The organism is Algoriphagus confluentis (assembly GCF_036245625.1).
In the GTDB taxonomy this organism is placed as follows: Bacteria; Bacteroidota; Bacteroidia; order Cytophagales; family Cyclobacteriaceae; genus Algoriphagus; species Algoriphagus confluentis.
On the sequence record NZ_BTPD01000006.1, the window covers coordinates 140703 to 153067 of the forward strand.

The 12365-nt window shown below is 44.8% G+C and carries 12 protein-coding genes; 4 read left to right on the top strand and 8 right to left on the bottom strand.

The window, feature by feature from the left end; all coding sequences use genetic code 11:
- Window positions 1-282 precede the first annotated feature (282 nt).
- Window positions 283-1011: a DUF2092 domain-containing protein gene (locus AAA943_RS10520; protein ID WP_338224200.1), complete on the top strand. Its 729-nt coding sequence runs from the start codon at window positions 283-285 to the stop codon at window positions 1009-1011.
- 3 nt (window positions 1012-1014) lie between these two features.
- A complete protein-coding gene (locus AAA943_RS10525; RefSeq protein WP_338224202.1) occupies window positions 1015-2022 on the top strand; it encodes a DUF6515 family protein in 1008 nt (335 codons plus the stop codon).
- 684 nt (window positions 2023-2706) lie between these two features.
- Here AAA943_RS10525 and AAA943_RS10530 read toward each other — a convergent pair.
- From AAA943_RS10530 to tamL, 4 genes are read right to left on the bottom strand one after another with little or no spacing between them, the layout of a single operon-like run.
- On the bottom strand, window positions 2707-3888 hold the full coding sequence (locus AAA943_RS10530; protein ID WP_338224203.1) for a BamA/TamA family outer membrane protein: 1182 nt from the start codon (window positions 3886-3888) through the stop codon (window positions 2707-2709).
- A 4-nt stretch (window positions 3889-3892) separates the two neighbouring features.
- A complete protein-coding gene (locus AAA943_RS10535) occupies window positions 3893-4468 on the bottom strand; it encodes a phosphatase PAP2 family protein (RefSeq protein ID WP_338224204.1) in 576 nt (191 codons plus the stop codon).
- Window positions 4465-5373 carry an oxygen-dependent coproporphyrinogen oxidase gene (gene hemF / locus AAA943_RS10540; RefSeq protein WP_338224205.1) on the bottom strand — a complete coding sequence of 303 codons (909 nt, stop codon included), beginning with the start codon at window positions 5371-5373 and terminating at the stop codon, window positions 4465-4467. Before hemF ends, AAA943_RS10535 begins: the two co-directional genes overlap by 4 nt.
- Before the next feature lie 5 nt (window positions 5374-5378).
- Entirely contained in the window at window positions 5379-7796 is a 2418-nt protein-coding gene (gene tamL, locus AAA943_RS10545) for a translocation and assembly module lipoprotein TamL (RefSeq protein ID WP_338224206.1), read from the bottom strand.
- 20 nt (window positions 7797-7816) lie between these two features.
- Between tamL and AAA943_RS10550 the strand changes: the two genes are divergently transcribed.
- Window positions 7817-8566, top strand: coding sequence for a TrmH family RNA methyltransferase (locus tag AAA943_RS10550; protein WP_338224207.1), 750 nt, complete (start codon window positions 7817-7819; stop codon window positions 8564-8566).
- On the top strand, window positions 8563-9555 hold the full coding sequence (locus AAA943_RS10555) for a bile acid:sodium symporter family protein (protein WP_338224208.1): 993 nt from the start codon (window positions 8563-8565) through the stop codon (window positions 9553-9555). Before AAA943_RS10550 ends, AAA943_RS10555 begins: the two co-directional genes overlap by 4 nt.
- A gap of 120 nt (window positions 9556-9675) precedes the next feature.
- Here the strand turns inward: AAA943_RS10555 and AAA943_RS10560 are convergent, their stop codons facing one another.
- From AAA943_RS10560 to AAA943_RS10575, 4 genes are all read right to left on the bottom strand, one after another.
- A complete protein-coding gene (locus tag AAA943_RS10560; protein WP_338224209.1) occupies window positions 9676-9939 on the bottom strand; it encodes an acyl-CoA-binding protein in 264 nt (87 codons plus the stop codon).
- Window positions 9940-10040: 101 nt separating this feature from the next.
- Window positions 10041-11327, bottom strand: coding sequence for a citrate synthase (locus tag AAA943_RS10565; RefSeq protein WP_338224210.1), 1287 nt, complete (start codon window positions 11325-11327; stop codon window positions 10041-10043).
- Window positions 11328-11575: 248 nt separating this feature from the next.
- Window positions 11576-11998, bottom strand: coding sequence for a BrxA/BrxB family bacilliredoxin (locus AAA943_RS10570; RefSeq protein WP_338224211.1), 423 nt, complete (start codon window positions 11996-11998; stop codon window positions 11576-11578).
- 25 nt (window positions 11999-12023) lie between these two features.
- On the bottom strand, window positions 12024-12365 hold the full coding sequence (locus AAA943_RS10575) for an iron-sulfur cluster assembly protein (protein WP_338224212.1): 342 nt from the start codon (window positions 12363-12365) through the stop codon (window positions 12024-12026).

Below are 12365 nucleotides of genomic sequence, written 5' to 3' on the forward strand. Positions count from 1 at the left end.
AAGTGAAAGGATATTCAGATTTGGATCTTGGTTTTTGTCAACATTTGGTAAATTAATACCTGCTATTTCAGATTTCTTTTCTGATAAGAAAATGATGTCCGATTTTTAACTGATAGGAATATCCGCTTTCTTTCCAGTCAAAGAATAAGATATAGGTCTAACCTGGATAGGAGGAACCTTGGGCTGTGGTCTGTCGTCCGTGGACGATTATTCGCGACATGTACACTAAGCACTCCTCTATAGGTAGGATTGCGGATATTCACGTTATTTAAATAAAAACCTATGAAGAAAACCGTTCTTTTGACCTTTGGAATTCTTTGTTCCTTAACCTTACGGGGGCAAGAAATCCAACATGACTCCACTGCTTTGCATCTACTGGACAAAGTGGCAGAGTATTTTGGGGAGATTAACTCCATTAAATTTTCCACCCGAACAGCGGAGGATGTTGGATTGGCCGACAATTTCCTTATTAAGGAATTCAAGACTTCAGAGTTTATCATGCAAGGACCAAATAAACTTGCCGGAAAAGTCCATCGACATGGTTCGGATCATTTTTACCGATACAATGGTTCTCAACTGGTCTACTATTCCATGGAAGGCAACTTTTACACGGCTGCCGATGCGCCCTCAACTACCTTGGAAATGTTGGATTGGCTGGATGAAGATTTTGGGGTGAAGCTAGTACTTGCTGATTTCTTTTACCCTGATTTTACCCAGAATCTGATGGAGTCCATGGATTACATCGCCTTTTTGGGCAATACCACCCTTGACGGAAAACAGGTTTTTCATATTGGCACGGCCAATGAATCGATGACTGTCCAGCTTTGGATCAATCAGGATCTGGAGTTGCGACCAGTCAAGGTCATATTGACCTATCTTGGAGATCCCTATGCCCGGCAGATGGAGGTAGACTTTGAATCTTGGGAGGTCAATCAAACCTATCCCGATTCGGTTTTTGAATTTTTACCACCTCCTAATTCCAAACAAATTACCTGGACCAAAAAAGACTAAGCCATGAAAATATATTCTAAAATTTTGACCTATACGCTCTTTTTAGCTGCACTGATCTTCTTCGGCAGTGCTGAAGATACCTTGGCCCAACGGTTTGCGGGTCGAGGAGGAGGAGGAGCCCGACCTGCCATGTCCCGTCCAGCATCTAAGCCTGCTGCCCGCCCTGCTTCCAGACCAGCGACCACATCGAGACCGACGACAGCCAACCGGGCTACCCCTTCCAGAGGGAATAACAAGGGTGGCGCCATCAATGGTGGGTCCAATCGGGTGACCATCTCACCAAAAGTGGATAGCAAGGTAGGATCCATCAAAAACAGCGGGAATACCGGCAGTGGAAACCGAGTCAACAATATAAACACAGGGGACCGTGGCTCCAACAATCGTGTAAACGTGGACAAAAGTCGGGGAGACGTAAATATAAACATTGATAACAGCCGAAATACCGTCATCCGAAACAACCGGAATGTGGCCTACAGACCCCCTTATCGGCCCTACGTACGGCCGCCTTATATTTGGGGTGGTTTTGGCTTTTCTTGGTATCGACCTTATTATTATCATCCGTTTACTCCGTTCTATTGGGGGCCGGTTTGGCATCCTTGGGGCTTTTTTGTAGCTACGCTCGCCGTCACTGCCATAGTGGTATCAGTGGATAATCAGGATTATCACTACGACGAGGGGGTATTTTATGTGCAGGCAGATGACGGATATGTAGTGGTGGAAGCACCCCAAGGTGCCACAGTAAAAGTGATTCCCAAAGATTCCGAAGTAGTCGAAGTGAGCCCTACTGTGAACAATTATTACTACGGTGGTACTTTTTATGAACAAAAAGATGGTACCTACACCGTAGTTCCACCTCCCGCCGGATCGGTTGTTTCAGCTCTTCCCGAAGGAGCTGAGGAAGTTAAAGTAGGAGATCAGACTTTTGTGAAGTATGGCGATACCTATTATATGCCTGTGGAAGTGGATGGAAAGAATATGTATGAGATTGTCCAGGTAGAAGAAGAAAAGTAATCGATAATCAGCAATCCTGCAGCTAAGACCTTGGACTGACTCAGTATCCTCGATAGAGGACGTTCAAAAGTCCTAATCCAGTGAACCTGATCCCCATATCTGCATTGGTTTGGTTGCAAGTAAATATCAGCTCACCGGAAACAAATTCGGGAATTCCTGTCTCCCATTTGGAAGACCTAAAGAGAGTAGCTGTTCAATTCTTGTAATCCCTCCTTTTTATTGAATGAGCTGGTTTTTGTAGAAGAGTGGGTAGTAGAGTTTTGGATCTCCAGAGACCATTCCTTGGGGGATTTCAAAACAGAAGGTGTCCAGTTTGTTGATGCCTAAGCCTTTTCTAGGTTTTGTCCGAACTTTAGGGCTGGATCGTGGAGAATTCACTTCTAGGAAGGTGATTTCCTCTCCTCCAATAACAGTGAATGAATATCTCCATTTATTCAGATAGAAAAGGTAATCGGTCAAATTACTGCGAAACTGGCCGAGGAATCATCCATCTTTCAAAGGATTTGCAGCCAGTTTAGCAATGGAAATCAGGCTATCTGCATCTTCCCGAATAATCATTAAGCTATGAAAAAGGGCTCCATTCGATTCCTGGGAGAGCAAAACAGAGAACCCGTTTGAGAGAGAAAAAGCAAAATTTGCCTTGTCAGAGCTATGGAAGAGAGACCTGTACCCCAATTCTATGGGCTATCTCCAAGCGCTTCCAAAGACGATGTAATACCCGAAACTTTCCTGAGACCAAGCCAAGTCTACTCCCATTCTCAATTTGAATAGCCGTGCAGCTAGATATCTAAATCCCACTCCGTAATTGTTGACCCAGTCAGCGTTCCCGAAGGTTTTATCTTCCGGAATCGCCTTGGCAGCTCCGACAAAACCCAACACACTCCAGCGCAGGCTCAAATCAAGACGCTGCTCTGTTTCTAATAGATAGGTAGCCGTGCCCTGATATCTTCCCAAGGGGACTCCCCGCATGTTTAGGCCAGGTTCTAAGAAAAATGGGGCGTTGCCGAATTGCTGTTGGGTTTCCAATCGGAATCCACCCACCCAATTTTCCTTGAATTGAAAATATTTAAAGAGAAAAATCCGGAGGGTTTGATAGGTAAAGTCCGATCCTGTCCAATCTGCACTAACTTTGAAATCAGCATGGAAAAACGCTCCAGAGTTAGGAGTGAAAATATTATCTCTTTTGTCAATTTCCACCAAAACGCCAGGCAGACTTTGTAGTGTGTTCAGGGATTTTTCTTGGATGAAATTTGGCAGCTCATCTCCTGTCATCAGGAATTCCGGACTCACCTCAGTATCCAATAGGGTGTATTGGACACCTACGAAAACATTGGATTTCTGAATTTCCTTCAGTAAGGTTCCGGATACTAGACCAGTTTTGAAATTGAAAGGAAACTGGGATTCTCCTACAATCGGAAGCTCCCGGTAAAGATCCAGATTAATGGATCCATAGCCTGCAAATACTCGATATTTCATCTGGTGCTTGGTTATCGCGCCTGAACGAAAACCTCCGACAAACCAGGATTTATTGGCCGTATACATACCTGCTACAGCGGTAATGTTGGGCTGGGTATAGCCCTGAGGATTGGGATATTTATTGGGTTGGATGAAAACCGGGGCCAATGCTAGCCCAATTCCTCCCAGTGCAGGCTCTGTGATCAATTGAGGAAGTGGGATAAAGCCGTTGGCATTGATTAAAAAATTGCTGAAATCAAATTGATTGTCGAGGGTATCCCTCATGGAGATTTTTTCCAGCTTTTGCTGAGAAAAAACCAGGCTGCAAGTCAAGCAGGCCAAAATTAGAAGGGTGAAAAGTCGTTTCATGGTGCCTTTGGCAAAAATCAGAATCCAAGTCAATTTACTCAAAGTCTTATTTCAGAACACGCTTTACCAATTCTCTTTTTACAAAAACAATAAAGAACCAGACTAGGAAGGCTACAATCACACCAATTCCTGCTCCTAAAATGATGTCAAAAGGGTAGTGGACACCCAAATAGATCCGGGTGTAGCTCACCAAGACAGCATAAAGAAAGAGCCACTTGAGGTACTTCATCCTGCTTCCAAGCTTGAGATTAAGAAAAGTAGCTACGGCAAACGTATTGGCAGCATGGGAGGATACGAACCCATACAAGCCTCCACAACGGCCATAATTGTGCATTTGCCCTTCCCATCTGGGATCGTGGCAAGGTCGTAACCTTTCCATGAGGGGCTTTAAAAAACCAGAAGTGAACTGGTCGGCGATCAATACACAAAGCATGATTCCGCCAAATATCCACCAACTGTTTTTGGGGTCCAATCTGTAAATTATATAAATCAAAAAAGCAAATAAGGGAACCCAGGTGAAGGTTTGGGTGAGCTGAAACATAATGGGGTCCAGCCAGTCAAAATGGTAGGAATTTAGCTGGAGAAAGAGCTTCTCATCCCATGCTTTGATTCTTTCTATCATATAGGGAAGCTTAGCCAGTCCATCCCTTTTTTTAGGTGCAATTGGGTAAACTCCTCAGCACTTCCGGCTGGAGTCTGATGCATATATTCCCAGCAGGCATGGGGTGGCATACTCATCAGAATACTTTCAGTGCGTCCATTGGTATCCAGACCGAACTTGGTACCGGAATCCCAAACCAGATTAAATTCCACATAACGTCCTCTTCGGAGGTTCTGCCAGGCTTTCTCTGGATCACCAAAGGACCGAGGGTGATTTTTTTTCATAAAAAAGCCATACACTTCAGGGAAAAGCTTTCCGATGGCCAGAGAAAAATCCAGGAGATGCTGAAATTCCCCATCTGATCGGGCACTCATCCGATCATAGAAGATTCCGCCTATTCCACGGGTTTCGTTTCGATGTTTGAGGAAGAAATAATCATCTGCCCAGGATTTGAACTTGGGGTAATAGCCCGAGTCGAAAGTATCACAAACCTTTTTTACTTCGGAATGGAAATGTTTTGCATCCTCAGGGACGATATAGTGAGGAGTAAGGTCTATGCCTCCTCCAAACCAGTGCACACCATTGTCCATTTCAAAAAAACGAATATTCATATGGATAATCGGCACGTGAGGATTGAAGGGGTGGAGGACGATGGATACCCCAGTGGCAAAAAACTCCGCCTTTTCCAATCCCAACTTTTGAAGGATTTTCTCGGGAGTAGGACCGTGAACGGCAGAAAAAGCCACTCCTCCTTTTTCGATGATTTTCCCACCTTCGAAGATTCGAGTACGGCCGCCTCCGCCTTCAGGTCTTTCCCATGCATCTTCCCGAAATTGTCCCTGACCGTCTGCAAGCGTTAATTCCTTGCAGATGTGGTCTTGCATCCTTCGGTAAATGTCCGCTACTTCCTCTTTTGATTTTCTCATACTGATTAGAAAGGATATCCTATCCCAAAGTTAAGTACTGTTTGTCCTCTTCTTCCAAAAGGACTTCTGAAGGAAACATTGTCAAAGACCCACCGTTCTCCCTCGGGTTTGGAGGGATCCACGGCTTTGGTGGCCAAATCCAGTCGAATGACCAAGAAATCAAAATCCATCCTAAGTCCTATTCCGGCTCCTACGGCAATTTCTTTATAAAACCTGTCCCAACGAAAATCCGCTCCAGGCCTGGCCGAATCCACACCAATCATCCAGCTATTTCCTGCGTCTATGAACAGTGCCATATCGAAATATCCGAAGAGATTCCTGCGGTATTCCAGCATAGACTCCAGGATCATTTCTGCGGGCTGTTCGTTGGTATAGTCGTATTCCCCACCTTCACCTGTCTGAGGAATAGAACTTCCCGGTCCCAATCTCCGGGCTTGCCAAGCTCGAATACTGGTCCCGCCTCCGGCAAAGAAGTATTTCTCATAGGGTAAAATTCCTGCACTGACGCCATAAGGCATTGCCCACCCGAAGTTAAACCGATAAGCAAAGGTCTGTTTTTTATTGACTGGGTAGTACCTTCTGAAGTCTACTTGAGTTTTTAGCCATTGAAAATTCGCAAACTCGATCCCGGGCTCGTCGTTGCTGGATACGTCGAAAAAATTGAGGGAAGTCCCCCCGCTTTCTACAAACAGCTTGAGGAGTGAGGCCTTTTTTGTATTAAAGTCCCCGTATTTGTTGAAATTGATAATGGTCTGTCCGGAAATACTACTGACAAAAGAGGGTAGGAAAGACCAGATTAGGTTGTTGCCTTCCTGTTGCAGCTGAAGCAGGATTTCACCAAATTCATCCTGAATTCTTGGGGTCCTGACATAGGAGATGTCTGCTAGGTTGAAGATGAAAATCTGTCGGCTATCCCGGGTTTGCCAGTTGTAGGATAGCTTACCATTGACCGAATTTCGGGTGTATTCAGGTCTGTTGGTATAGTTGTATCCAAATTGGGTCCGGGTATTGGGGTTGTATTTTCCGAATTTTTCAAGGGTAAATGGAGCGAAAGGAATTAAAAATCTCGGGAAAATCACCGCAAAACCTGCATTTACCTCGCTGCTTTGATAGACCCCTTGGCCTGTAGCGGAAGCTACCCCCTCCAATCCAGCTCTGAAATTAAATTCAAGGATTTCCCCGGCCCGAAAGAAGTTTCTGTTTCGAAGTGCGGTACTGAAGAAGGGGCCGGGCAGCTGTTCGGTGATGGTCAAACCGGCCTGATTGGTCAACTGGTATTTTTGGTTGGGTTGGGTGATGATATCTGCCCGCAGTTTAGTCCCTAAGGTGTCGAAAGTGATATTGACAAATCGAAACAGGTCCAGATTACTGAGCAGTCTTTGGGTTTCGATGGCATTGGTTCGGCTGTAGGTAGTGCCCTCACGCAGAAGGATTCGCGACGAAAGGACTTTTTCGGAATATCGATCCCGATAAAAAGAAAAATCAATTCCATCGTAATTTCTCTGAACTCGCTGATCTGTGAATTGATTGCTTGGGGCATTGATTCGGAAGGTAATGGAATCTATGGTGTAGGCCTGATGATTCTCAGCAAAGGTGGGATCGAGGATGATTCGTTCTACGTTTACTATTTTTTTTGCAGTATCCTTGTAGACGACATAGTTGATGTAGGATTTCGAAAACATAAAGTAGCCGTTGTTTTTCAGCACTTCTTCGATTCTATTTCTTTCTTTGATGATGTCATCCTGTACATAAATATTCCCTTTGTTCAGAAAAGTTTTTCCCCGATTGGCTTGGAGCAGGGCTTCTACCTCATCACTCGAAGGGCGATACTGAAGGGAGTCGATGCGGTAGGGTTCTTTCTCATTGATTTGGTAGATTACGGTAGCCTTTTGATTTTTAACCTTGACCTCATAATCGACTTTGGCTTCGAAAAAGCCGTGATTGACCAAATAGGCTTCCAAATTGGTGGAGGATTTCTGGGTAAGGCTGCTGTCCAAAAGGGTGACCGGATTTCCAGTACGCATGAGCGCATTCCCGTATTGAAGTTTCTTTTCCAAGCCTTCAATTTTGGAATTAACCTTTTCCTCCCGCTTTTCCAGCTTGTTGTTTTTGGGGTCCGACTCAAGTCCTGCCTCCAATTCCTGCTTTTCTTTTTTGTACTCGCTGAGCTTTTCGGCAATTTCCAAACTGTCGTAAAACTTGTTTCCCAGTCTGTAAATACTGACTCCCAGAGAAGTACCTAAAAATCGGGTGTTTGGCTCTTGGTCCAGCAGATTGTACAGGGCTTCTTCATCTGCTTTTTCCACCCCTTCCAGTTTATTTTCATATAGCACATACTGGTTTTCTTCTAAGTTTCGGGTCAGCGAACAGCCAAAACTGATTCCAAGCAGAGCAATAAAAAGTATATATTTGGAGGATTTCAAATTCGGAATAATCGGAAAGGATGCTGAGCAAAAATACGGTTAAGTTTATAAAATCCTTACATCAAAAAAAATACCGTACCGAGTCAGGGATGTTCTTTGTAGAAGGAGAAAAGAGTGTTTTAGAGGTCCTGGATTCGGATTTTTTGATAGAAATGCTATTGATCACGGAGGCTTTTGAGCAGAAACATGGGACTCCACTCCAATTCTTCACCGGGAAGATAGAACGGATAACCCAAAATCAATTGGAGCAGTTGGGGCAGTATCAATCCAATGATTCTGCCCTTGCCGTGGTCAAAATGAAGGAAAATCGTGCTTTTTCTCCTGCTGCAGGAGAGTGGACCTTGGCTTTGGATGAGGTGAGAGACCCCGGAAATCTGGGGACAATCATTCGGATCGCAGACTGGTATGGTATCAAGCGCCTGGTCTTTTCTCCCCAAACGGCAGAATTTTATAATCCAAAAGTCATTCAGGCCACCATGGGTTCCTTTACCCGGGTGGAGTTTTTTTATGAAAATTTGGGAGAGGTATTTGCTCGGTGGAGGCAACCGGTCTATGGCGCGTTTTTGGATGGAAAAAACATCCATACTCTTCAAAATGCCTTGCCGGGAGTGATTCTAATGGGCAATGAGTCCAAGGGAATTTCTCAGGAATCAGGACATTGGGTCACCGAAAAAGTAACCATTCCGGGGTTTGGTCGAGCAGAATCATTGAATGTGGCAATTGCAACAGCAATCCTCTGTGATAATTTCATACGCATTTCACTCCAATGAAAATCAAGCTGCTCCAAATCCTGTCCAAAGTCGGAATCAACGGGTTTTTGTTGGGCATCTTTGCTGCCATAGGACTGGCTTATCTGATTCCCGAATGGGGATCTGAAGAAGCTGGTGTGCCTTGGAAACCGCTGATCAACGGGGGCATAGCCTTGGTTTTTTTCTTCTATGGAGTCAAGCTTAATCCGGACCAAATCAAATCAGGCTTGTCCAATTGGAAACTCCACCTATTGATCCAGGTGGCTACCTTTCTGTTCTTTCCAATTTTAGTCCTGACCCTACTATTGATTGCCCCCTGGGTGAAAGAGGATTTTATTTTGGGTATAAGTTATCTTTCAGCTTTGCCGTCGACGGTGAGTGCTTCGGTAGTGATGGTATCCATTGCGGGAGGAAATATCCCCGGGGCCATATTCAATGCCAGTATTTCCAGCTTGCTGGGTGTGGTGATTACTCCGGCATGGATGGGAGTTTTGGCGGAGACTACAGGGACCCAAGTAGATTTCCTTCCTACTTTTCTGGAGCTTTGCTTCAAAGTGATCTTACCGGTGGTCTTTGGGGTTTTGCTTCATGGAGTTCTTTTTCCGAAGTTGAAAAATCACCTGAGCAGATTGAAGTATGTGGATCAGATCGTGATAATGATTATAGTATTTACTTCCTTCTCGGAGTCCTTTGCCCAAGGCATATTTTCTCCCTATTCTGCCTCTACCTTGGTACTTTTGGCCTTGACGATGCTTGGGATTTTTGTGTTCTCCATAGCGGTGATATGGGTAGCCTCTGGAATTCTCGGATTTGGTGTTCAGGATAGAATTACGGCTTTGTTTTGCGGTTCAAAAAAATCCTTGGTACACGGCGTGGTGATTGGAAAAGTTATCTTTCCAGATGCGGCTTTATTGGGCTTAGTGCTTCTGCCTGTCATGCTTTATCACATTCAGCAGTTGATTTTGGGAAGTATGTTGGCTGGATACTTTTCTCGCCGGACCACTAAGTAAGCACCATTTCTTTCGCCTCCCTTTCGGTCAGCAAGCGGAATTCTCAGCCCATGCCAAGCTTTTTACCAAAAAAGTCCTTTGGGTTTACTCCAAAGGACTCTTGATACCTGATAAGCTGAATCAAGCTAGGTATTTGCTGGCCAGCTGCTCGACCAGGTCCAGGTAGGCGGCAGTCGCATCTTCCTTGCTCATCCCCTTGAAATTTAGCCAAGCCATGTATTTGGCAGCCGCTTTAAAGTCAAAACCTCCGGGCCTTTCTCCTTCATTGTCTCCTTCTGTAGCCTGCTTGTATAGGCCATAAAGCTTGAGTAATTCCTCGTTGGTAGGTCTGGAAGTGAATTTTTTGGTAAGGCTCATGGCCTCGTCCAGTGTAGTTGGTTTCATGAAAACTGAGAAATGTAATTTGAGTTTCCAAATTTGCTACCAATCCTGATACCAGAAAAGGAGGAAGACAAAAAAACCGGCACTATACCGGTTTTTCTTTTTTATCGTTTGTTCAGACTTACGTAGTCCCTTTCGGTAGCTCCGGTGTAGACTTGTCTTGGACGTCCGATTGGTTCACCGTTTTCTCTCATTTCCTTCCACTGAGCAATCCAGCCCGGGAGACGTCCCAAGGCAAACATCACCGTGAACATATCAGTAGGGATGCCCAAAGCGCGATAGATGATTCCGGAGTAGAAATCTACGTTTGGATAAAGTTTTCGCTCTACAAAGTAAGGATCACTTAAGGCAGCCAGTTCCAGTTCTTTGGCAATGTCAAGGACCGGATCACTCACGCCTAATTTTTCCAATACATCATCAGCAGCTTTCTTAATGATTTTGGCTCGAGGGTCAAAGTTTTTGTAAACTCGGTGACCAAATCCCATCAGTCGGAAAGGATCGTTTTTATCTTTTGCTTTGTCCAGGTATTTTTTGGCGTCGCCACCGTCAGCTTTGATGGCTTCGAGCATTTCAATGACTGACTGGTTGGCACCTCCGTGAAGAGGGCCCCAAAGGGCATTGATACCGGCAGAAATGGATGCATAGATGGAAGCCTGGGAAGAACCAACAATCCTCACGGTAGAGGTGGAGCAGTTTTGCTCATGGTCGGCATGAAGAATCAATAGGGAATCCAAGGCTTTGGCGACTACAGGGTCTACTTCATACTTTTCAGCAGGAAGGGCAAACATCATTTTCAGGAAATTGGAACAGTAGTCCAAAGAATTGTCCGGGTAATTGACCGGATGTCCCATTTTGTTTTTGTAAGCCCAAGCTGCGAAAGTCGGCATTTTGGCGATCAGGCGAATGATGCTGAGGTTGGTTTCTTCCTGACTTCTATTGGGGTTGAGAGAATCAGGATAGAACGCAGAAAGAGAGCATATCAGGGAGGAAAGGACCCCCATGGGGTGTGCATTGGAAGGAAAACCGTCCAGAATCTTCTTGATATCTTCGTGTACCAGGGTATGGTAGGTGATTTCTTTAGTGAAGCCTTCAAATTGCTTTTGAGTAGGGAGTTCACCATAGATCAACAGGTAAGCCACTTCAATGAAGCTGGATTTTTCTGCCAGGTCTTCAATTCTGTATCCTCTATATCGGAGGATTCCCTGCTCTCCGTCCAAAAAAGTAATGGCACTTGTGGTGGCTCCAGTATTTTTATATCCCGGGTCCAGAGTGATTAGACCTGTGGCACTGCGAAGTTTGGCAATATCAATAGCAGGTTCGTTCTCAGTGCCGATAGTTACCGGAAACTCAAAATCTTGTCCGTTGTAGGACAACTTGGCGGATTCAGACATATCTCGTTTGTTTGGATTTTTATTAAGCGTAAAACTTTAAAATCGGGCTTAAGTTAATAAAACCGATGATTTTTTATGGATTTTATTCCTTGAGTAGAAGGATAATTATGCAAAGGATTACGAGGAAATCAGGGATAGGGTTAAGCATTTGGGAATGAACGGATTGAAAGTGTGCAATCCCATAGACTCACCTTATTGATTCCATAAAACCACTTTTGGATCAAAAAAAAAGCCCCTAAGGGCTAGTTTTACTCGCAGAAGTGTTCGAACACCTCCACCAAATGATCTCCGATCATTTTGGCATTTCTGCCTTCGATATGGTGTCTTTCAATGAAATGAACCAATTCCCCGTCTTTGAAAAGGGCCATTGCTGGAGAGGATGGCGGGTAAGGCAACACTAATTCCCTTACCTTGGCTACTGCTTCTCTGTCATTTCCTGCAAAAACTGTGGCCAGGTTGCTGGGCTTTTTGGCAGCGTTTTCCAGGGCATAACGAACCCCCGGTCTTGCTGCACCTGCTGCGCAGCCGCATACTGAATTGACCACAACGAGAGTGGTGCCTTTGTGATTGGGACCCAAGTGCTCAGCTACTTGCTCAGCAGTTCTGAATTCCTTGAATCCTACAGTGGATAATTCTGCCCGCATGGGAGCGATGAGTTCTTCAGGGTACATATGTATTTGCAGTTTATTTTTAGGGTTAAAGAAATCCTAATTCAAGTTTTGCTGCTTCGGACATCATGTCTTGGGAGTAGGGGGGATCAAAAGTCACCTCTACTTCCACGTTGTTGATCCCTTGGATTTGTTGGATTTTGTCCTTCACCTCACTGGGAATATATTCCGCGGAAGGGCAATTCGGCGAAGTCAGGGTCATCTGCACATAGACATTGTTCACCGGGTACAAGGTGATTTCGTAGATCAGCCCAAGCTCGTACACGTCTACTGGGATTTCAGGATCATAGACCTGCTTGATCGCCTGGACTACTTTGTCCCGAAGATTTTCTACTTGGGTAGTGCTTTCAGCTGGATTAGTTGATTCCAT

What these genes read in the sequence shown, in the direction of transcription:
- AAA943_RS10520 (WP_338224200.1), top strand. Translation starts at nt 283, where the DNA reads ATGAAGAAAACCGTTCTTTTGACCTTTGGAATTCTTTGTTCCTTAACC.
- AAA943_RS10525 (WP_338224202.1), top strand. Translation starts at nt 1,015, where the DNA reads ATGAAAATATATTCTAAAATTTTGACCTATACGCTCTTTTTAGCTGCA.
- AAA943_RS10535 (WP_338224204.1), bottom strand. Translation starts at nt 4,468, where the DNA reads ATGATAGAAAGAATCAAAGCATGGGATGAGAAGCTCTTTCTCCAGCTA.
- hemF (WP_338224205.1), bottom strand. Translation starts at nt 5,373, where the DNA reads ATGAGAAAATCAAAAGAGGAAGTAGCGGACATTTACCGAAGGATGCAA.
- AAA943_RS10550 (WP_338224207.1), top strand. Translation starts at nt 7,817, where the DNA reads ATGCTGAGCAAAAATACGGTTAAGTTTATAAAATCCTTACATCAAAAA.
- AAA943_RS10555 (WP_338224208.1), top strand. Translation starts at nt 8,563, where the DNA reads ATGAAAATCAAGCTGCTCCAAATCCTGTCCAAAGTCGGAATCAACGGG.
- AAA943_RS10560 (WP_338224209.1), bottom strand. Translation starts at nt 9,939, where the DNA reads ATGAAACCAACTACACTGGACGAGGCCATGAGCCTTACCAAAAAATTC.
- AAA943_RS10565 (WP_338224210.1), bottom strand. Translation starts at nt 11,327, where the DNA reads ATGTCTGAATCCGCCAAGTTGTCCTACAACGGACAAGATTTTGAGTTT.
- AAA943_RS10570 (WP_338224211.1), bottom strand. Translation starts at nt 11,998, where the DNA reads ATGTACCCTGAAGAACTCATCGCTCCCATGCGGGCAGAATTATCCACT.
- AAA943_RS10575 (WP_338224212.1), bottom strand. Translation starts at nt 12,365, where the DNA reads ATGGAATCAACTAATCCAGCTGAAAGCACTACCCAAGTAGAAAATCTT.